The 20319-nt window shown below is 31.1% G+C and carries 22 protein-coding genes and 1 pseudogene; 20 read left to right on the forward strand and 3 right to left on the reverse strand.

The window, feature by feature from the left end; translation table 11 throughout:
- On the forward strand, window positions 1–437 hold a 437-nt coding region (locus N524_RS0100005), incomplete at its 5' end, for an IS3 family transposase (RefSeq protein ID WP_029055292.1).
- Between the two features lie 148 nt (window positions 438–585).
- Here N524_RS0100005 and N524_RS0100010 read toward each other — a convergent pair.
- On the reverse strand, window positions 586–972 hold the full coding sequence (locus N524_RS0100010) for a rhodanese-like domain-containing protein (RefSeq protein ID WP_017636957.1): 387 nt from the start codon (window positions 970–972) through the stop codon (window positions 586–588).
- Between the two features lie 160 nt (window positions 973–1132).
- Between N524_RS0100010 and N524_RS0100015 the strand changes: the two genes are divergently transcribed.
- Window positions 1133–1963, forward strand: a complete 831-nt coding sequence (locus N524_RS0100015; protein ID WP_029055293.1) for a lipoate--protein ligase family protein — start codon at window positions 1133–1135, stop codon at window positions 1961–1963.
- Between the two features lie 69 nt (window positions 1964–2032).
- Here the strand turns inward: N524_RS0100015 and N524_RS0100020 are convergent, their stop codons facing one another.
- Together N524_RS0100020 and N524_RS0100025 are read right to left on the reverse strand one after the other, a co-directional pair.
- Window positions 2033–2245, reverse strand: coding sequence for an SA1362 family protein (locus N524_RS0100020; RefSeq protein ID WP_029055294.1), 213 nt, complete (start codon window positions 2243–2245; stop codon window positions 2033–2035).
- A 16-nt stretch (window positions 2246–2261) separates the two neighbouring features.
- Window positions 2262–2840 carry a hypothetical protein gene (locus N524_RS0100025; protein ID WP_029055295.1) on the reverse strand — a complete coding sequence of 193 codons (579 nt, stop codon included), beginning with the start codon at window positions 2838–2840 and terminating at the stop codon, window positions 2262–2264.
- Window positions 2841–2947: 107 nt separating this feature from the next.
- On the opposite strand from N524_RS0100025, the gene N524_RS0100030 reads away from it, so the two are divergent.
- The 18 genes and pseudogenes from N524_RS0100030 to N524_RS0100115 all read left to right on the forward strand — a co-directional run bounded on the left by N524_RS0100030 (window position 2948) and on the right by N524_RS0100115 (window position 20315).
- Window positions 2948–4009, forward strand: coding sequence for a M24 family metallopeptidase (locus N524_RS0100030; RefSeq protein ID WP_017637911.1), 1062 nt, complete (start codon window positions 2948–2950; stop codon window positions 4007–4009).
- 25 nt (window positions 4010–4034) lie between these two features.
- Window positions 4035–4592, forward strand: a complete 558-nt coding sequence (gene efp / locus N524_RS0100035; protein ID WP_017637912.1) for an elongation factor P — start codon at window positions 4035–4037, stop codon at window positions 4590–4592.
- Between the two features lie 155 nt (window positions 4593–4747).
- Window positions 4748–5770, forward strand: coding sequence for an N-acetyl-gamma-glutamyl-phosphate reductase (gene argC / locus N524_RS0100040; RefSeq protein ID WP_029055296.1), 1023 nt, complete (start codon window positions 4748–4750; stop codon window positions 5768–5770).
- A gap of 14 nt (window positions 5771–5784) precedes the next feature.
- Window positions 5785–6978, forward strand: coding sequence for a bifunctional glutamate N-acetyltransferase/amino-acid acetyltransferase ArgJ (gene argJ, locus N524_RS0100045; RefSeq protein WP_029055297.1), 1194 nt, complete (start codon window positions 5785–5787; stop codon window positions 6976–6978).
- 10 nt (window positions 6979–6988) lie between these two features.
- Entirely contained in the window at window positions 6989–7729 is a 741-nt protein-coding gene (argB, locus tag N524_RS0100050; RefSeq protein ID WP_029055298.1) for an acetylglutamate kinase, read from the forward strand.
- Window positions 7729–8868 (forward strand): annotated as a pseudogene (locus N524_RS12670) (acetylornithine transaminase). Before argB ends, N524_RS12670 begins: the two are co-directional and overlap by 1 nt.
- 230 nt (window positions 8869–9098) lie before the next feature.
- Window positions 9099–9572 carry an acetyl-CoA carboxylase biotin carboxyl carrier protein gene (accB, locus tag N524_RS0100060; RefSeq protein ID WP_017637917.1) on the forward strand — a complete coding sequence of 158 codons (474 nt, stop codon included), beginning with the start codon at window positions 9099–9101 and terminating at the stop codon, window positions 9570–9572.
- A complete protein-coding gene (accC, locus tag N524_RS0100065; RefSeq protein WP_017637918.1) occupies window positions 9572–10930 on the forward strand; it encodes an acetyl-CoA carboxylase biotin carboxylase subunit in 1359 nt (452 codons plus the stop codon). Before accB ends, accC begins: the two co-directional genes overlap by 1 nt.
- Window positions 10931–10942: 12 nt before the next feature.
- Window positions 10943–11305, forward strand: coding sequence for an Asp23/Gls24 family envelope stress response protein (locus N524_RS0100070; protein ID WP_017637919.1), 363 nt, complete (start codon window positions 10943–10945; stop codon window positions 11303–11305).
- A gap of 101 nt (window positions 11306–11406) precedes the next feature.
- A complete protein-coding gene (nusB, locus tag N524_RS0100075; protein WP_017637920.1) occupies window positions 11407–11793 on the forward strand; it encodes a transcription antitermination factor NusB in 387 nt (128 codons plus the stop codon).
- Window positions 11794–11811: 18 nt separating this feature from the next.
- A complete protein-coding gene (gene xseA, locus N524_RS0100080) occupies window positions 11812–13149 on the forward strand; it encodes an exodeoxyribonuclease VII large subunit (RefSeq protein ID WP_029055299.1) in 1338 nt (445 codons plus the stop codon).
- Complete coding sequence (locus N524_RS0100085) at window positions 13142–13372, forward strand: exodeoxyribonuclease VII small subunit (RefSeq protein ID WP_017637922.1); 231 nt, start codon at window positions 13142–13144, stop codon at window positions 13370–13372. Before xseA ends, N524_RS0100085 begins: the two co-directional genes overlap by 8 nt.
- Window positions 13350–14231 carry a polyprenyl synthetase family protein gene (locus N524_RS0100090; RefSeq protein WP_029055300.1) on the forward strand — a complete coding sequence of 294 codons (882 nt, stop codon included), beginning with the start codon at window positions 13350–13352 and terminating at the stop codon, window positions 14229–14231. The genes N524_RS0100085 and N524_RS0100090 overlap by 23 nt, the downstream gene beginning before the upstream one ends.
- 300 nt (window positions 14232–14531) lie before the next feature.
- Complete coding sequence (ahrC, locus tag N524_RS0100095) at window positions 14532–14984, forward strand: transcriptional regulator AhrC/ArgR (protein ID WP_017637924.1); 453 nt, start codon at window positions 14532–14534, stop codon at window positions 14982–14984.
- A 15-nt stretch (window positions 14985–14999) separates the two neighbouring features.
- The gene (recN, locus tag N524_RS0100100) at window positions 15000–16679 is read left to right on the forward strand and encodes a DNA repair protein RecN (RefSeq protein WP_029055301.1); all 1680 of its coding nucleotides are present in this window, start codon (window positions 15000–15002) and stop codon (window positions 16677–16679) included.
- Window positions 16680–16893: 214 nt separating this feature from the next.
- Window positions 16894–18321 carry a dihydrolipoyl dehydrogenase gene (lpdA, locus tag N524_RS0100105; protein ID WP_029055302.1) on the forward strand — a complete coding sequence of 476 codons (1428 nt, stop codon included), beginning with the start codon at window positions 16894–16896 and terminating at the stop codon, window positions 18319–18321.
- A gap of 16 nt (window positions 18322–18337) precedes the next feature.
- The gene (locus N524_RS0100110) at window positions 18338–19339 is read left to right on the forward strand and encodes a thiamine pyrophosphate-dependent dehydrogenase E1 component subunit alpha (RefSeq protein WP_017637927.1); all 1002 of its coding nucleotides are present in this window, start codon (window positions 18338–18340) and stop codon (window positions 19337–19339) included.
- Window positions 19332–20315, forward strand: coding sequence for an alpha-ketoacid dehydrogenase subunit beta (locus N524_RS0100115; protein ID WP_029055303.1), 984 nt, complete (start codon window positions 19332–19334; stop codon window positions 20313–20315). The genes N524_RS0100110 and N524_RS0100115 overlap by 8 nt, the downstream gene beginning before the upstream one ends.
- Window positions 20316–20319: the final 4 nt, after the last annotated feature.

A 20319-nucleotide genomic window follows, 5' to 3' on the forward strand; every position in this document is an offset into this window, starting at 1 on the left:
ATTTGTCACCTTTTATGGATTTATATAGCTTGGAAATCTTAAGTTATCGTATATCAAAGCGTCCTACTATAGATATTGTGATTGAACCTTTAAATGAATTACTAACTATGAGACCTCAACTTTTTTATCGAATGACAATTCATTCAGATCAAGGATGGCATTATCAAAATAGAAACTATATTGAGTCATTAAAAGAACATGATGTATTTCAAAGTATGTCTAGAAAAGGAAATTGCCTAGATAATGCCTCAATGGAAAACTTCTTTGGGTTATTAAAACAAGAAATGTATTATGGGCAATCATTTGAAACATTCCAAGAATTAGAACAATCTATTCATAAATATATCAGTTTTTATAACAATACAAGAATTAAAGCAAAATTAAAAGGCTTGTCTCCTAAGCAATATAGGAAACAAACCTTTAAAATAGTATACTAAACCAGAGTACAACTTTTGGGGTTCAGTACATTCCAGTACACTAACGGGCTCTTTTTACATAAAAAAGAGTAAAGATAATGCGACTTTATATAAGACACATTATCTTTACTCCGAAATCATTTAATATTTTCATAAAAATATCAAATGACTATTTTTTGGACTTAATTTTACCAGTCCATTTTTTATAGCCGCCTTTAAGCATATAAATATCATTATAGCCATTTTTTCTTAACATACGAGCAGCACGATAGCTTGCTATACCGTTCGCATCACAAAGATATATAGGTTGATCTTTTCTTAAACCTTGGAATCTTTGTTTAAACATAGTAATTGGAATATTTCGAGCACCGTTAATGTGACCATAATCATAATCAACTTTTTCTCTCACATCAACTACTTGTGCTTTACGTAAACCTTTATGAAATTCATTTTGGTCTAATTCTTTAACAGCTCGTTTATTAAGAATTTGTTGAACGACCATATAACCAATTATTATTATTAAAATAATAATTGCAATATACAAAGAGATACTCATGTTGCATCCTCCCTAATTTACCGATATTATAATTATAAGACTGTTAGAACAAATTATCAAAATATTTTTATACATTTACAGATGTTTTAATAATTTATTCGTAATTATAGGGCTATAATCAAATTTGTTACTAAAGCAATTATTAATGGGGGATTTAATCATGACAGAAACATGGAATTTTATTAACACTGGTAGTAAAGATCCATATTACAATATGGCAATGGATGAAGCACTACTTAATTTCGTTTCTAGGGGGGAAATTGATCCGGTCATACGGTTTTATACATGGAATCCTGCGACACTATCAATAGGTTACTTCCAACGATTAAAAAAAGAAATAGATATTGAAAAGGTAAAAGAAAAAGGCTATGGACTAGTGAGACGACAAACTGGAGGAAGAGGTGTGTTACACGACAAAGAACTAACTTACAGTGTTATTGTTCCTGAATCACATCCTAAAATGCCTACAACTGTAACTGAAGCCTATAGAGTTATTTCTCAAGGATTATTAGAAGGATTTAAAAATTTAGGTTTTGAAACTTATTTTGCTGTTCCTCGTTCCAAAGAAGAAAGAGAAAAATTAAAACAACCACGTAGTTCAGTTTGCTTCGATGCACCTAGTTGGTATGAACTCGTTGTTGAAGGTCGTAAAATTGCTGGAAGTGCACAAACACGACAAAAAGGCGTGATTCTACAACATGGATCTATTTTACAAGACATTGATGTAGACGAACTTTTTGACTTATTTATTTTTAAACATGATCGATTAAAAAACAAAATGAAAGAAGCATTTGTAGATAAAGCGGTAGCGATTAACGACATCTCAGAAAAGCACATAACCCTAAATGAAATGGAAGATGCATTTAAAGAAGGTTTTAAAGAAGGTTTACAAATTGAATTTAAACCATTAACACTTACAGATGAACAAATGAACGAAGTTAAAGAACTAGAAGAAAAATTCCGTTCAGATGAATGGACATATAGAAAGTAATATAATCAATAATAAAGCAGTAGTCATCATCAAATTAATGATATCAATGACTACTGCTTATTTTTATTACTATTTATTTCTTTTACGATATTTTCTTGCAGCTCGTTTATACTTTCTTTGATCTTCTGTTAAAAAGAAAAAGTAGTATATTAGATAAATAATTAACACTAAAACTGCGAAACTAATTAACATTTTAACGATTGAAAACAAAAATACGTCTAAATTCATTATCAAACCAAATGCTGCAATCGCTATAACGATATAAAACATTATATTTTTCATTTAAATCCACCTAATTCTAATTAACTTCACTTTGTACACTAGCTAATTTTTTCTGTCCTTTATTAATTTTCTTTTTATTTTTTTCTTGATAACCTTGTTCGATGTCACTAAAGGCTGAAGTTATATTTTTATTTATCTTATTAATACTTTTTTTCGTTGATTTATCTTCACTTGTCATTGAGTCTTCATCTATATCAGATTTATATGTACTATAAGCATCGTTTAAATCAGATGTAATTGTTGATAATTTCTTTTGGATAGAGTTACTTCCTTTATTTTTAGTCACATCCGCATCTATGTCATTATACTTCTCTATAGATTTTGCAACTTTATTATAATAAGAAGAGCTTGCATTTAAATTCTTTTCTTTTTTCTTATTAGTAGCTGTTTGCTTACTATTTTCTTTATCTTTTTGTAATCCTGCAATTTTAGATTTTTGATCGCTAATATCTTGATTTAATTGCTGAATATCTAATTTTAATTGATGATTGTCATCTCTAAGTTTTGTAGTTTTATCTTCTAGTGGTGCAAGATTTTGACTACCACAACCAGCTAATAAGCAAGATGCGCCAATCACGATTATATATTTCTTCATGATTATCTCCCTAAACTAAAAACTATTATATTATTTATTGATTATGCTATCATTTTAATGTATTCAAATAAAATGTACAAACGTTATACTAATTATGGAGGTATTATATGAATAAATTAGAGCAAGTTCAACAATTATTAAAATCTAAAAAACTAGATGCAATTGTCATCCTTTCAGATTACAACAGAAGATATTTATCAGAATTTACTGGTACAAGTGGGGCATTGATTATTTCATCAAACCACAAATATTTAGTTACAGATTTTAGATATACAGAACAAGCTAAAAAACAAGCTACTGAGTTTGAAATTGTAAATAGAAAAAATGATATGATTTCCGAAATCAAATCTATTCTTGAAAAAGAAAAATTAGAAAATGTAGGTTTTGAAGGTCATGAGGTGAGTTATGATACGTACCTCGAATTAAATAAAGGTATGATTACATTAATCAGTATTTCTGATGCAATTGAAAAAATTAGAGAAGTAAAATCAGAAGAAGAAATTGATATAATTAAAAAAGCTGCACAAATCGTTGACGAAACATATGACTATATATTAACAGTTGTAAAAGCTGGTATGTCAGAACGTGAAGTCAAAGCTGCCTTAGAAAGTAAAATGTTACAATTAGGAGCAGATGGTCCTTCTTTTGATACGATTGTAGCATCAGGTTATCGAGGCGCTTTACCTCATGGTGTGGCAAGTGATAAAATTATTGAGCAAGGCGATATGATCACATTGGATTTTGGCGCATATTACAAAGGTTATTGTTCTGATATAACAAGAACATTTGCGATAGGTGAACCAGATCCAAAAATGAAAGAAATTTATGATATAGTATTAAAAGCACAAATAAAAGCTATCGATGAAATTAAACCGGGCTTAACTGTTAAAGAAGCAGATGCATTATCCCGTAATTACATTGAAGCAAAAGGATATGGTGAGCATTTTGGCCATTCATTAGGTCACGGTATTGGTTTAGACATACACGAAGGACCATTGCTTTCACAAAAAGCATCTGGACATCTTCAAGTTAATAATTGCGTTACGATTGAACCAGGTATTTATGTTGATGGATTAGGTGGCGTTAGAATTGAAGATGATATTTTAATTACAGAAAATGGTTGTGAAGTCTTTACTAAATGCACAAAAGACCTTATTATTTTAGAATAAGCGTGTATATTGAGGAGGAAACTGAATGATTTCAGTAAATGATTTTAAAACAGGTTTAACAATATCAGTAGATAATGGTATTTGGAAAGTAATTGATTTCCAACATGTAAAACCAGGAAAAGGATCTGCATTCGTTCGTTCTAAATTACGTAATTTAAGAACTGGTGCTATTCAAGAAAAAACATTTAGAGCAGGCGAAAAAGTTGAACAAGCTATGATTGAAAATCGTCGTATGCAATACCTATATGCAGATGGTGATAATCATGTATTCATGGATAATGAAACATTCGATCAAACAGAATTACCAGGCGATTATCTAAAAGATGAATTAAATTATTTAAAAGCTAATATGGAAGTTCAAATTCAATCTTATGATGGAGAAGTAATTGGACTTGAATTACCAAAAACTGTTGAATTAGAAGTTACTGAAACTGAACCAGGTATTAAAGGTGATACTGCAACTGGTGCTACAAAATCAGCTACAGTTGAAACTGGTTATACATTGAACGTACCTTTATTCGTTAACGAAGGTGACATTCTAGTAATTAATACTGGAGACGGAAGTTACATTTCAAGAGGATAGTCATCAAATTGATGTTCTTCAACACTCATAACTGTCAGAAATGATAGTTGTGAGTGTTTTTTTGCATTTTAATTAACTAAAATATTATATTGTAGGCTTGATAATTTTATAAGTATACAATATAATTGTATAAAAATACGAAAAGAGGTTTAAGTATGCGTATTAGTATTGTGGGGATTACTGGTTATTCTGGATTAGAATTAGTGCGACTTATCCATTCGCATAATCACTTAGAAGTTGTTTCTATACATGCGACTCAATCTACTGGCACTAAACTATCTGAAATCTATCCACATTTAAAAGGTATCTGTGACTTAGTAATTAAACCATTTGATGCTCGTTACATAATGAAACATGCAGATTTAGTAGTATTTGCCACACCTAGCGGAATAGCAAGTCAATTATCTTCATACTTTATTAATTATCAATTTCCAGTCGTTGATATATCCGGAGATCATAGACTGCCTCCTGATGATTACCAATTATGGTACAAGAAAGAAGCAGTTTCATTAGATATACAAACACAATTTACATATAGTCTTCCTGAATTTTCTAATATAAAAAACCAAAAATTCATTTCAAACCCAGGTTGTTACGCAACAGCAGTAGAACTTGCACTTATACCGCTAGTAAAAGATAAATTAATTCAGTTAGATTCAATCATCGTTGATGCAAAGAGTGGGTTATCTGGAGCAGGTAAAAACCCAACCACTACTAGTCATTTTGTAAATATAAACAATAATTATATTACATATAAATTGAATGAACATCAGCATATACCAGAAATTCTACAAATGCTAAAAAAGTACGATAAAAATTTACAGAATATTCAATTTTCTACATCATTAATACCTGTTAATAGAGGAATTATTTCTACTATTTATTGCAAGTTAAATAGTGACATTCATCCAAGTAAAATTAAACTTAGTTATGACTCAGCATATAAAGATAAGTATTTTATACGTATAGTGAATAACATGCCTCAATTGACAGATGTGATTGGTTCAAATTTTGTAAATATTGGTTTTAAATATAATAAATCTATGAATATTTTAACAATTATGGTAGCGTTAGATAATTTAATCAAAGGCGCTTCTGGACAAGCCCTTCAAAATATTAATCTTATGTATGGTTTTGATGAAACAGAAGGCCTTCGCACTTTACCATCAATAGTATAGTAAGGAGTAACAACATGATAGAAATCACAGGAAACATAGCAAGTCCTATTGGTTATACCGCAGATGGTATTCATTCAGGCATAAAAAAGAAAAACTTAGATTTAGGATGGATTGTGTCTGAAATACCCGCAAGTGTTGCATATGTACAAACAACTAATAAAGTTAAAGCCGCTCCCTTAATTTTAAATAATGAAATTATTCAGGAAAATGGTAAAGTACAAGCTATTATTGTTAATTCTGGTATTGCAAATGCATGTACTGGCTCTCAAGGTATGGAAGATGCTGTCTCAATGCAACAACTCACTGCTAATGCACTGAACATTAATCAAAATCTAGTAACTGTCGCATCTACAGGTGTCATTGGTAAACACTTGCCAATGGATATCATCGACAATGGGATTAGACGGTTAAATAAAAATGGTAACGCTCATCACTTTGCAAAAGCTATATTAACTACTGATTTAACTACTAAAACCTGTGTAATCACTGAAACAATTTATCAACAAAAAATAACTATGGCAGGTGTCGCAAAAGGATCAGGTATGATACATCCAAATATGGCTACGATGTTAGCGTTTATCACTTGTGATGCAAATATATCAACTGAAACATTACAGCTAGCATTACAAACTAATGTTAATAAAACGTTCAATCAAATCACAATAGATGGAGATACATCAACTAATGATTTAGTACTTGTATTATCAAATGGCTTAGCACGTAATCAAGAAATTTTACCGAACACGGAGGAATACATAACGTTTTGCAATATGTTAGAGCACGTCATGCGAAACCTTGCTATGAAAATCGCTAAAGATGGAGAAGGTGCAACCAAACTAATAGAAGTCAAAGTAATGGGAATGCCTACAGAAACATCTGCTAGAATGATTGCTAAAACAGTAGTGGGGTCTAGTTTGGTTAAATCAGCAATTTTTGGAGAAGACCCGAATTGGGGACGTATTCTCGCCGCTATAGGCTATACAGAGACAAACTTTGATGTAACAAATATAGACATTGCTATTGAAGATATACTTGTTATGACTCATTCAACTCCTGAACCTTTTGATAAACAACAAATGCAGCATCTATTAAAAAAAGATCATATTAAAATTTCTATCAATATGCATCAAGGAAATCAAAATGGAACTGCCTGGGGATGCGATCTAACTTATGACTATGTAAAAATAAACGCATTATATACAACTTAGAGGTAATAATATGAATAAAATTATAGTAATAAAAATGGGCGGTATTGCAACAAAAAACATTACACCTGAAACAATACAACAGTTAAAAATTTGGATTAAACAACGATATCAAATTATTATCATACATGGTGGAGGAAAAGTGATCGAAGAATTATTAATCAATGCAGGCCATACTACAATAAAAAAGGATGGTCTTAGAATAACATCAAAATCAGATCTTCCTATAATAAAAGAAGCACTTTTCAATCATGTAGGTGCACAATTAACTGCATATTTAAAGAAGCAAAACATAACAGTCAATCACTTAAAAGATAAGCAACTCTCATTTATAAAAGCAGAGTATTTGAATTATAAAATATATGGTTCTGTAGGTACATCTATACAAATTAATCCAAATTATATTAATGCTCTTTTAAATAAAAATAATATCCCAGTATTAGCATCATTAGGTACTCATATAAATGGTGAATTAATCAACATTAATGCGGACCATTTAGCAACTGCCATAGCTATTTCACTAAAAGCACAAAAATTGATTCTAATGACAGATGTAAAAGGTGTCTTAGAAAACGGAAAACTTATCAATCGATTACATATAAGTGAGGTACAAACTAAAATAAAAGAAAACATTATTACTGGTGGAATGATACCTAAGATTGAAAGTGCTGTTGATACAGTAAAATCAGGGGTCAAGAAAGTTATCATAGGTGACAACTTGTTAACAGGGACAGTCATAGAGGGGAACATCTAATGAGTTATTTATTTCAAAATTATAAACGATCAAATATTGAATTCGTAAAAGCACAGGGCAATGAACTAATCGATGAAAATGGTAATAAATATCTCGATTTTTCATCAGGAATTGGTGTTACAAACTTAGGATTTCATCCACAACTTATTGATGCATTATAACAGCAAATTAACCTTATTTGGCACACGCCTAATTTATACATAAATACATTACAAGAAGAAGTTGCAAAATCGTTAGTAGATGATCAAGACTATTGTGTTTACTTTTGTAATAGTGGTGCCGAAGCAAATGAAGCAGCCATTAAATTAGCACAAAAATTCACTAGTAAACAATCTATAATTTGCTTTGAACAATCATTTCACGGTAGGACTTATGGTGCAATGTCAGCGACAGGACAATCTAAAATTAAATATGGATTTGGTGATGGTGTTCCACATTTTTCGTTTGCCAAATTCAATGATATTGAAAGTGTTAAATCATTAATTTCTAGTGATACTGCAGCAATTATGCTCGAATTAATTCAAGGTGAATCAGGTATACATCTGGCGCAATCAACATTTATTAATCAATTAAATCAGTTATGCAAAGACAACAACATATTATTGATAATAGATGAAATTCAAACTGGAATAGGTCGCACTGGAACGCTATTTGCATATGAACAGTATGGTATTCAACCTGATATTATTACATCTGCTAAAGGGCTAGCAAATGGTATACCGTGTGGTGCTATGATAGGACATCGTCGTTTGAGCCATGCCTTTGATTATGGTAGTCATGGATCTACATTTGGCGGAAATAAATTAGCAATGACAGTGGCTAAAGAAACCCTCTCAATAGTAAAAGATAAAGAATTTTTAAATCAAATTAGTTTAAAAGGTAAAACTTTACTTGCTAAATTAAAAAAACAATTAAATGATAATCCAAATATTATAGACATCCGTGGTAAAGGGTTAATGATTGGTATTGAAACAACATTAAATATAGAACAATTAGTTAACGAAGCTCGTCGCCGAGGATTAATTGTTTTACCAGCAGGCCAAAATGTTATTCGATTACTACCTCCACTTACTATTACTTCACAACAAATTGATAAAGCAATAAGCATTTTAAATCAAATTTTCAATAAAAAATATTAAACTAACACAATAACGTGAAAGCAATCAACATACGATCTTTCACGTTTTTTATGTTTTACAAATGACTATATACGATTAATCTATTTATATTACTTATCAATTTAATCGTTGATATATCGCTCTCAATTTAAAATGAAATTAGAGGATATCTTCTCATGCTTGAATTGAGCGGTTTACTCAAGTAAAATAGACGGGTAGATGAAAACAAACTGAAGGAGTCAGTAATAATTATGAACTTTAAAGAAATAAAAGAATTAATTGAGATTCTTGATCAATCAAACTTAACTGAAATTAACATTGAAGATAACAAAGGTAGCGTAGTTAACTTAAAAAAACAAAAAGAAACTGAAATTATAACGCCACAAGTAGCACAAGCGCCAGCGCAATCAATAGCACAACCTCAACATGCTACTCAACCTGTGCAACAACCTAGTGAAGATAATCAAACTCAAGAAACAGCTTCAGACAATTACGAAACAATTAACGCACCAATGGTTGGAACGTTTTATAAATCACCTTCACCAGAAGAGGGTGCATATGTACAAGTTGGAGATAAAGTTTCCAACGATACAACTGTTTGTATCTTAGAAGCAATGAAGTTATTCAATGAAATTCAAGCTGAAATTTCAGGAGAAATAGTAGAAATATTAGTAGAAGACGGACAAATGGTAGAGTATGGCCAACCGTTATTCAAGGTGAAATAATGAAGAAAATACTCATCGCTAATCGTGGTGAAATTGCTGTAAGAATTATAAGAGCATGCCATGAGTTAGGTATTCAAACAGTTGCAGTCTATTCAGAAGGAGACAAAGACGCTTTACATACTCAAATTGCTGATGAAGCATACTGCGTCGGTCCAACCCTGTCTAAAGACTCATATTTAAACATTCCCAATATCCTATCAATTGCAACATCAACTGGTTGTGATGGCGTACATCCTGGCTATGGATTTTTAGCTGAAAATGCTGACTTTGCAGAATTATGTGAAGCATGTCAGCTAAAATTTATCGGACCTAGCTATGAATCAATCCAAAAAATGGGTATCAAAGACGTTGCGAAAGCAGAAATGATAAAAGCTAATGTACCTGTTGTACCTGGTAGTGAAGGCTTAGTTCATAATATCGATGATGCAAAGAAAGTCGCTAAGAAAATTGGTTACCCAGTCATTATTAAAGCTACTGCAGGTGGCGGCGGTAAAGGTATCCGTGTTGCTCGTGATGAGAAAGAACTTGAAACTGGATATAGAATGACACAACAAGAAGCGGAAACTGCATTTGGTAATGGCGGTTTATACTTAGAAAAGTTCATCGAAAACTTCCGTCATATTGAAATCCAAATTATTGGTGATAGTTTCGGAAATGTTATCCATTTAGGTGAAAGAGACTGTACAATTCAACGTCGTATGCAAAAATTAGTTGAAGAAGCACCATCACCTATATTATCTGAAGAAACACGCCAAGAAATGGGTAATGCAGCTATTAGAGCAGCTAAAGCTGTAAACTATGAAAACGCAGGTACAATCGAATTTATATATGACTTAAATGATGATAAATTCTACTTTATGGAAATGAATACACGTATCCAAGTTGAACACCCAGTAACTGAAATGGTAACAGGTGTTGATTTAGTTAAATTACAATTAAAAGTTGCAATGGGTGAAGCATTACCATTCAAACAAAAAGACATCAAAATTAATGGTCATGCTATTGAATTTAGAATAAATGCTGAAAATCCATATAAAGATTTTATGCCTTCTCCAGGTAAAATTACTCAGTATTTAGCACCGGGTGGATTCGGAGTAAGAATCGAGTCTGCATGTTATACTAATTATACAATTCCACCTTATTATGATTCTATGGTAGCGAAATTAATCGTTCATGAATCAACGCGCGATGAAGCTATCATGACAGGTATTAGAGCTTTAAGTGAGTATTTAGTTTTAGGAATAGATACGACAATACCTTTCCACCTAAGATTATTGAATAATGATGTATTCAGAAGTGGTGAATTTAATACGAAATTCCTTGAAAAATATAATATTATGGCTGATGACAAACAATAGGAGGTTAAAACAATGGTCAATGTTGCAGATTATTCTCATACAAATTTAGGCAAAATCGAAATTGCTCCAGAAGTTTTATCTGTTATTGCAAGTATTGCCACATCAGAAGTAGATGGCATTACAGGACATTTTGCAGAACTTAAAAATACTAACTTAGAAAAAATTAGTCGTAAAAATTTAAATAGAGATTTAAAAATAGATGCAAGAGAAGACGGTATTTATATTGATGTTTATTGTGCACTTAAGCATGGTATCAATATCTCCAAAACCGCAAATCAAATTCAAACTGCTATTTTTAATCAAATATCAACAATGGCAGCCATTGAACCACAACAAATTAATGTTCATATTACTCAAATAGTAATAGAAAAATAAATATTAACTTAAGATAGGTACTTGTTCAGAGATTTTAAAATTAAAATAAATATTTCTCAACAGTACCTTGTCTTTTATAAAAACGTTTGAAGGAGTAATTTATGAGTCGTAAAGAATCAAGAGTCCAAGCTTTCCAAACTTTATTTCAATTAGAGATAAAAGATACAGATTTAACAATTAATGAAGCTATAAACTTTATCAAAGATGATTATCCAGATTTAGATTTCGATTTTATTCATTGGCTTGTAACTGGAGTTAAGGATCATGAACCTGTTTTAGATGAAAAAATAAAACCATACCTTAAAGATTGGTCACTTGAAAGATTACTAAAAACAGATCGTATCATCTTACGTATGGCAACATTTGAAATTTTGCATAGTGAAACTCCAGCAAAAGTAGTCATTAACGAAGCCGTAGAACTAGCTAAGCAATTTAGTGATGACGACCATTATAAATTTATCAATGGTGTATTAAGTAATATAAACTAATAAAATTGAGTGATAATTATGACTGATTACTTAACAGTTTCAACATTAACCAAATATATTAAATACAAATTTGATCAAGATCCACATTTACAATCAGTTCTAATCAAAGGCGAGTTATCCAATTTCAAAAAACATTCTAGCGGCCACTTATATTTTAATGTGAAAGATAAAGAAAGTGTCATAAGTGCAATGATGTTTAAAGGTAGTGCGTCAAAACTTAACTTCGAACCTAAAGAAGGCGACGAAGTTTTATTAGAAGCACGAGTCTCTGTTTATGAGCGTAGAGGTAACTATCAAATTTATGTTAATAAGATGCAGTTGGATGGAATAGGCAATTTATATCAAAAATTAGAAGAACTCAAAAAGAAACTTTCAAAAGAAGGTTATTTTGATAATAGTAATAAAAAATCTATTCCTAAATTCCCTAAGAAAATTGCGGTATTAACAGCAAGTACAGGAGCAGCTATTAGAGATATACATTCAACAATCAATAGTAGATATCCTATAGTTGAACAAGTACAAATAAGTACACTCGTACAGGGACAACAAGCAAAAGAAGACATTATAGAGAAAATTAAATATGCTGATAGTCTTGATGTTGATACAATTATAGTTGGTCGTGGCGGTGGTTCCATTGAAGATTTATGGAACTTCAATGAAGAAGAAGTTGTTAAAGCAATCTTCGAATGTGAAACACCTATTATTTCTGCAGTTGGACACGAAACAGATTTTACATTAAGTGATTTTGTAGCGGATGTACGCGCTGCAACGCCAACTCAAGCTGCTGTCATGGCAACGCCAGACCAGTATGAATTATTGCAACAAATCAAACAATATCAATTCACATTAACTAGACACATTAAACAATATGTCGAACAGCAAAAGAAACATCTTGAGCATTTGTCATCATATTATAAATTCAAACAACCATCTTTATTATATGATCAACAAATTCAAAAAAGAGACGATTTAGAAAAGCAATTAAAACAAAAATTAACGATTAAATTAGAACAACAACAACATCAACTCAATTTATTAAAGCAACGATTTAATCCTAAACACTTACAAACATCTATTATTAGAAATCAGCAACAAAATGATCAATTCAAATCTCGTCTGTCACAAAAGATGAATTATGATTTAACTCAATATAAAAAAGAACTTAAATCTAAGCTAGAACAACTTAATCAGTTAAGTCCAACAAATACGATGTTACGTGGTTACGCTATTGTTAATAAAGATGACAATGTTATAACTAGTACTAAAGATATGTCTGAAAATGATGACATAGTATTAACTATGAAAGATGGTCAAGTCGACGCCATTGTTAAGAAAGTAAGGTGTAATGATGAGTAAAGAAAAACAAAGCTTTGAAGAAATGATGCAAGAATTAGAAAGTATCGTACAAAAATTAGATAATGAAACCGTCTCATTAGAGGAATCTTTAGATTTATATCAAAGAGGAATGAAACTATCTACAGCGTGTGACTCAACATTAAAAGATGCCGAGAAAAAGGTAAACAAATTAATGCAAGAGGAAAACGAGGAGCAAGATAATGAAGAATCTACAAATGAATGATTTAATTAATGAGATTAATATCGCTCTAAAAGAAACTATTCCACAGTCGAATTTAAATACTGATTTAGAGGAAAGCATGCTTTATTCACTTAATGCAGGCGGCAAAAGACTCCGTCCAGTTCTCTTACTTCTTACATTAGATATGTTAGAGGTAGATTACCAAAAAGGAATGCAAACTGCTTTAGCATTAGAAATGATTCATACATATTCGCTTATTCATGATGATCTTCCAGCGATGGATAATGATGATTACCGTAGAGGTAAACTAACAAATCATAAAGTATTTGGCGAATGGAAAGCAATTTTAGCAGGTGACGCACTTTTAACAAAAGCTTTTGATCTAGTATCGAATGACACAAATATAAACGATACAACTAAAATCAAAGTCATCCAACGTTTAGCATATGCTAGCGGACATTTAGGCATGGTCGGTGGACAAACTCTTGATATGCAAAGTGAAGACAAAGCAATAGATTTATCAACTTTAGAAGCAATTCACCGAACAAAAACAGGTGCACTATTAACTTTTGCAATTATGAGTGCAGTAGATATTGCTCATACTGACGAACAAACTTCAGAAATGTTAAACGAATTTAGTGATCATTTAGGATTAATGTTCCAAATTAAAGATGATTTATTAGATATCTATGGTGACGAACAAAAATTAGGTAAAAAAGTTGGTAGTGATTTAGAAAATGATAAAAGTACTTATGTATCACTATTAAATAAAGACGGTGCAGAAGAAAAGTTAAATTATCATAAAAATGAAGCACTTAAATCTTTAGAAAATATTAATGATAAATATGATACTTCTAACTTAAAACAAATCGTAGAATTATTTTACAATCGAGATCACTAAACCATTTAGTACTTATAATAATTTTTCAATAAGAGGTTAACAGAAATTACATTCAATTTTTGTTAACCTTATTTTATGTTTTAATTAGAATCTCACTGTCGTTATACAATAAATATTCACTATATTTCTAAAATGCATATAATTAACTATTAATTAATTTATCTTCAGTTGTTATTACATCATTATCATCATGCCTATTGAACTTAATTTATAGTAGTATTTCGAATGGTGATGAGTAGTAGATATGAAATGCATATGTTAAAATAATTGTATAAATATTCGTAACTAGAGGTGTTAATTTTGCCAAAGAAATCTGTAAGACATATAAAGATTAGAGAAATTATTTCGAATGAACAAATTGAAACACAAGATGAATTAGTAAAACGTTTAAATGAATACGAACTTAATGTAACACAAGCAACTGTTTCACGAGATATTAAAGAACTACAATTGATCAAAGTTCCTGCTGCTTCAGGTCAATACGTATATAGTTTACCAAATGATCGTAAATATCATCCTTTAGAAAAATTAGGAAGATATTTAATGGATTCATTTGTAAATATAGAAGGAACTGGTAATCTTCTTGTACTCAAAACATTACCAGGAAACGCTCAATCTATAGGCGCAATTTTAGACCAAATTGATTGGGAAGAAGTATTAGGAACAATTTGTGGTGATGATACTTGCCTTATTATTTGTCGTAATGAAGAAGCAAGTGAAGAAATTAAAACTAGAATTTTCAATTTATTATAAGGATGCGATGAATTTATGTTACAAACCTTATCAATAAAACAATTTGCAATCATCGATGAATTAGAAATTCAATTTTCAGATGGTTTAACTGTTTTAAGTGGTGAAACTGGTGCAGGTAAATCAATCATTATCGATGCAATTGGTCAACTTATTGGTATGCGAGCTTCATCAGATTATGTTAGACACGGTGAAAAGAAAGCTATAATTGAAGGTATTTTTGATATCGATAACAGTAAAGATGCAATTCATGTCCTACAAAATCTAAATATTGATATAGATGAAGATTTTTTATTAGTAAAGAGAGAAATTTTTAGCTCAGGTAAAAGTATTTGTAGAATTAATAATCAGACAATAACTTTACAAGATTTAAGAAAAGTGATGCAAGAATTATTAGATATTCATGGCCAACATGAAACACAATCTCTATTAAAGCAGAAGTATCACTTACAGTTACTCGATAATTATGCTGGTGACCAATATAGTCAGTTACTTTCAGAATATCATAGTGTATTTAATCAATATAAAGCTAAACGTAAAGAGCTAGAGGAATTAGAATCAGCTGACCAAGCGTTATTACACAGATTAGATTTAATGAAATTCCAATTAGAAGAGATATCTGAAGCTTCATTAAAAGAAGGTGAAGTTGAACAGTTAGAAACAGATATTAAAAGAATACAAAACTCAGAAAAATTAAGTCTTGCTTTAAATAATGCACATTTAACACTAACTGATGAAAATGCTATCACTGATCGATTATACGAATTAAGTAATTTTCTAAATGAAATTAATGATATTGTTCCAGATAAATATGTAAAATTAAAAGAAGAAGTGGATCAATTTTACTATACTTTAGAAGATGCAAAACATGAATTATACGATGAAATGACAAATACAGAATTTGATGAGCAAATGTTAAATGAACTAGAATCGCGTATGAATTTACTTAATAATCTAAAAAGAAAATATGGTAAAGATATTTCTGAACTCATCGCATACCAAGGTAAATTAGAAAATGAAATAAGTAAAATTGAAAATTATGAAGAAAGTACTTCTCAATTACGCGAAGAAATTAACGATTTATATAAACAAGTGATTAAAATAGGTAAATCTTTATCAGGAGAAAGACGAAAAGTTGCAAGAGAATTAAGAGACCACATCGTCGCAGAAATTCAAAATCTCCAAATGAAAGACGCAAATCTTGAAATATCTTTCAAACCCTTAGATGAACCTAATATCGAAGGTATAGAATTTGTAGAATTTTTAATCAGTCCTAACAAAGGTGAACCTCTAAAAATCTTAAATAAAATAGCTTCAGGAGGAGAATTATCTAGAATTATGTTAGCGTTAAAAAGTATATTTGTTCAATCTAGAGGACAAACTGCTATTTTATTTGATGAAGTTGATTCTGGAGTATCTGGTCAGGCAGCCCAAAAAATGGCAGAAAAAATGCGTGATATTGCTGAATATATTCAAGTTATATGTATTTCTCACTTACCACAAGTTGCAACAATGAGTGATCATCATTTACTTATTTCTAAACAGACAACAGAAGATCGTACGACGACTCAAGTAAAAGAATTAGAAGATGATGATAGAATTGATGAAGTTGCACGTATGATTTCGGGAGCTAGCGTAACTGATCTTACCCGAGAAAATGCAAAAGAAATGATTGCTCAAAATCAAAGAAAATCATAAACTTTGAAATTTCTTTTAAACAAATAATGTGTTTAGTCACTTTTTATTCAAAAAAATGAACATTTTAGAATTTCTAAAATGTTTTAACTGATGTAAAATATTAAAGTATTGTTTTATATGAGAGAACGTTAGATAGTTAATAACAATTTATATGAGAATATTCAATATCACATGTATATTGAATTTCTCTATACATAGAGTTAGGAGTAAGCAAATGTCTGAAAAACAATATGATTTAGTAGTACTCGGTGGAGGAACTGCTGGTTATGTGGCAGCAATTCGTGCATCACAACTTGGTAAGAAAGTTGCAATTGTAGAAAAGTCTCTTTTAGGTGGTACATGCTTACATAAAGGTTGTATCCCTACAAAATCATTACTAAAATCTGCAGAAGTCTTCCATACAGTGAAACACGCTAAACAATTTGGGATCGAAGTTCCTGAATATAGCCTTAATTATGAACGAATATTAGAAAGAAAAGACGAAATTGTCAATCAAATGTATCAAGGTGTACAACATTTGATGAAACAAAACCATATCGACATTTATAATGGAACTGGACGCATATTAGGTGAGTCTATCTTTTCACCACAAAGTGGAACTATCTCAGTTGAATTTGAAGATGGCGAAAATGAAATGATTCCTAATCAATTTGTATTAATAGCTACCGGTTCAACTCCTTCAGAATTGCCATTTTTACAATTTGATCATCAAGTTATTTTATCTAGCGATGATATCTTAAAAATGGATCAATTACCTAATAGTATAGCTATTATAGGTGGGGGCGTAATTGGATTAGAATTTGCCTCATATTTAACTGATTTAGGTGTTTCAGTTACCGTAATTGAGGCTAATGAGCGTATTTTACCGAATGAAAGTAAACAAATTGCTAAAACAATTAAGAATGAGCTCGAAAATCGAGGAACTAAGTTTTTTGAAAATGTTGCCTTAGATAATCAAAGTGTTTCTATTAATGATGAAACTAATGAAGCAACAATTAAAATTAATGATGAACAAATCACTGTTGAACGTATCCTATTATCAGTTGGTAGAAAGCCTAATACAACTGATATTGGACTTAATAATACTAAAATTAAGACAACAAAATCTGGTCACATTATTACGAACCAATATCAACAAACTGAAGATAAACATATATATGCAGCAGGTGATTGTATTGGTAAAATTCAGCTTGCTCATGTTGGTTCTAAAGAAGGAATAGTGGCAGTTGAACATATGTTTGATAATGCTCCACTTCCCGTTAATTATGATTTAATGCCAAAATGTATCTACACTTATCCTGAAATTGCATCAATTGGTAAAAATTTAGAACAAGCTAAAAATGATAATATTAAAGCCAAGAGTTTTAAAGTATCTTTTAAAGCAATTGGGAAAGCCATGATTGATTCAATTGATAATCAAAATGGTTTTTGTGAAATCATTATTGATCAAGAACAAGATGAAATTATTGGACTAAATATGATAGGTCCACATGTAACTGAGTTAATTAATGAAGTATCATTACTACAATTTATGAATGGGTCTTCATTAGAACTCGGATTAACTACACATGCCCATCCATCACTTTCTGAAGTATTGATGGAACTTGGACTAAAAGTTGAAGACAGAGCAATTCACGTATAATTAGGGAGGAAATGACATGATTGACTATAAGTCAGCAGGCCTTACAGAAGAAGACCTAAAAAATATGTATAAATGGATGGATCTTGGCAGAAAACTGGACGAAAGACTTTGGTTACTCAATAGAGCTGGGAAAATTCCTTTCGTTGTTAGTGGTCAAGGACAAGAAGCAACTCAAATAGGAATGGCTTACGCTATGAAACAAGGTGATATATCTTCTCCTTATTATAGAGATTTAGCTTTCGTAACATATATGGGTATTACACCTTTAGATACGATGTTAGCTTCTTTCGGTAAAAGAGATGATGTTAATTCAGGTGGTAAACAAATGCCATCACACTATAGTCACAGAGAAAAGGGGATTTTATCACAAAGTTCACCCGTGGCTACTCAAATACCACATTCAGTTGGTGCAGCTTTAGCTTTAAAAATGGACAACAAACAAAATATAGCAACTGCAACAGTTGGTGAAGGTAGTTCAAACCAAGGTGATTTTCATGAAGGTTTAAATTTTGCAGGTGTACATAAATTACCTTTTGTTTGTGTCATTATTAATAACAAATATGCTATTTCTGTTCCAGATTCTTTACAATATGCTGCTAAAAATCTATCAGATAGAGCAATAGGTTATGGTATGCATGGAGAACAAGTTGATGGTAATGATCCAATAGCTGTATATAAAGCGATGAAAGAGTCACGTGATCGCGCACTTAACGGAGAAGGTGCTACACTAATCGAAGCCGTAACTTCTCGAATGACTGCTCATTCATCTGATGATGATGATAAATATAGAACACAAGAAGAACGTGATGGATTAAAAGAAGCAGATTGTAATATTCATTTTAAAAACCATTTATTAGATTTAGGAATTATTGATGACGCTTGGTTAGCAGAAATTGAAGAGGAGCATAAACAAATCATTAATCATGCTACTAAAGCTGCTGAAGAAGCACCATATCCTTCTGTAGAAGAAGCTTATGCCTATGTTTATGAAGAAGAAGGGAGTATCAATCATGACTAAGATGACTTATTTAGACGCGATTCGCCAAGCTCAAGATGTAGCTATGGAAAAAGACCAAAATACTTTTATTCTTGGAGAAGATGTTGGTAAAAAAGGTGGCGTATTCGGTGCTACTCTTGGTCTACAAAGTAAATATGGTAAAGAACGCGTCATTGATACACCTTTAGCAGAATCTAATATAGTTGGTACAGCTATTGGTGCTGCAATGTTAGGTAAACGTCCTATTGCAGAGATTCAATTTGCCGACTTTATTTTACCTGCAACAAACCAAATTATTAGTGAAGCTGCAAAAATGCGTTATCGTTCAAATAATGATTGGCAATGTCCAATTACTATAAGAGCGCCTTTTGGTGGTGGCGTGCATGGTGGTTTATACCATTCACAAAGTATTGAAAGTATTTTTGCATCAACACCAGGTTTAACAATCGTTATCCCTTCATCTCCATATGATGCTAAAGGATTATTATTGTCTTCAATTGAATCAAATGATCCAGTACTTTTCTTTGAACATAAAAAGGCATATCGTTTCTTAAAAGAAGAAGTACCAGAAGAATATTATACAGTTCCTTTAGGTAAAGCTGATGTAAAACGTGAAGGTGATGATATCACTGTATTTTGTTATGGTTTAATGGTTAATTATTGCTTACAAGTTGCCGATATTCTTGCAGAAGATGGTATCAATGTAGAAGTTGTTGATTTAAGAACTGTTTATCCATTAGATAAAGAAACAATCATTGATCGTGCTAAGAAAACAGGAAAAGTACTACTAGTAACTGAAGATAACTTGGAAGGTAGCGTAATGTCAGAGGCTTCAGCTATTATTGCTGAAAATTGCTTATTCGAATTAGATGCACCAATCATGCGTTTAGCAGGTTCTGATGTACCATCAATGCCATTCTCTCCAGTATTAGAAAACGAGTTAATGATGAATCCAGAAAAAATACAAGCGAAAATGCGAGAACTCGCAGAATTTTAAGGAG

This window comes from Staphylococcus sp. URHA0057 (assembly GCF_000620265.1).
GTDB classification, from domain to species: Bacteria; Bacillota; Bacilli; order Staphylococcales; family Staphylococcaceae; genus Staphylococcus; species Staphylococcus pasteuri.

Excerpts from the sequence above, each read along its gene's own strand:
- N524_RS0100010 (WP_017636957.1), bottom strand. The coding sequence starts at position 972 with ATGAGTATCTCTTTGTATATTGCAATTATTATTTTAATAATAATAATT.
- N524_RS0100015 (WP_029055293.1), top strand. The coding sequence starts at position 1,133 with ATGACAGAAACATGGAATTTTATTAACACTGGTAGTAAAGATCCATAT.
- N524_RS0100020 (WP_029055294.1), bottom strand. The coding sequence starts at position 2,245 with ATGAAAAATATAATGTTTTATATCGTTATAGCGATTGCAGCATTTGGT.
- N524_RS0100025 (WP_029055295.1), bottom strand. The coding sequence starts at position 2,840 with ATGAAGAAATATATAATCGTGATTGGCGCATCTTGCTTATTAGCTGGT.
- N524_RS0100030 (WP_017637911.1), top strand. The coding sequence starts at position 2,948 with ATGAATAAATTAGAGCAAGTTCAACAATTATTAAAATCTAAAAAACTA.
- efp (WP_017637912.1), top strand. The coding sequence starts at position 4,035 with ATGATTTCAGTAAATGATTTTAAAACAGGTTTAACAATATCAGTAGAT.
- argC (WP_029055296.1), top strand. The coding sequence starts at position 4,748 with ATGCGTATTAGTATTGTGGGGATTACTGGTTATTCTGGATTAGAATTA.
- argJ (WP_029055297.1), top strand. The coding sequence starts at position 5,785 with ATGATAGAAATCACAGGAAACATAGCAAGTCCTATTGGTTATACCGCA.
- argB (WP_029055298.1), top strand. The coding sequence starts at position 6,989 with ATGAATAAAATTATAGTAATAAAAATGGGCGGTATTGCAACAAAAAAC.
- accB (WP_017637917.1), top strand. The coding sequence starts at position 9,099 with ATGAACTTTAAAGAAATAAAAGAATTAATTGAGATTCTTGATCAATCA.
- accC (WP_017637918.1), top strand. The coding sequence starts at position 9,572 with ATGAAGAAAATACTCATCGCTAATCGTGGTGAAATTGCTGTAAGAATT.
- N524_RS0100070 (WP_017637919.1), top strand. The coding sequence starts at position 10,943 with ATGGTCAATGTTGCAGATTATTCTCATACAAATTTAGGCAAAATCGAA.
- nusB (WP_017637920.1), top strand. The coding sequence starts at position 11,407 with ATGAGTCGTAAAGAATCAAGAGTCCAAGCTTTCCAAACTTTATTTCAA.
- xseA (WP_029055299.1), top strand. The coding sequence starts at position 11,812 with ATGACTGATTACTTAACAGTTTCAACATTAACCAAATATATTAAATAC.
- N524_RS0100085 (WP_017637922.1), top strand. The coding sequence starts at position 13,142 with ATGAGTAAAGAAAAACAAAGCTTTGAAGAAATGATGCAAGAATTAGAA.
- N524_RS0100090 (WP_029055300.1), top strand. The coding sequence starts at position 13,350 with ATGAAGAATCTACAAATGAATGATTTAATTAATGAGATTAATATCGCT.
- recN (WP_029055301.1), top strand. The coding sequence starts at position 15,000 with ATGTTACAAACCTTATCAATAAAACAATTTGCAATCATCGATGAATTA.
- lpdA (WP_029055302.1), top strand. The coding sequence starts at position 16,894 with ATGTCTGAAAAACAATATGATTTAGTAGTACTCGGTGGAGGAACTGCT.
- N524_RS0100110 (WP_017637927.1), top strand. The coding sequence starts at position 18,338 with ATGATTGACTATAAGTCAGCAGGCCTTACAGAAGAAGACCTAAAAAAT.
- N524_RS0100115 (WP_029055303.1), top strand. The coding sequence starts at position 19,332 with ATGACTAAGATGACTTATTTAGACGCGATTCGCCAAGCTCAAGATGTA.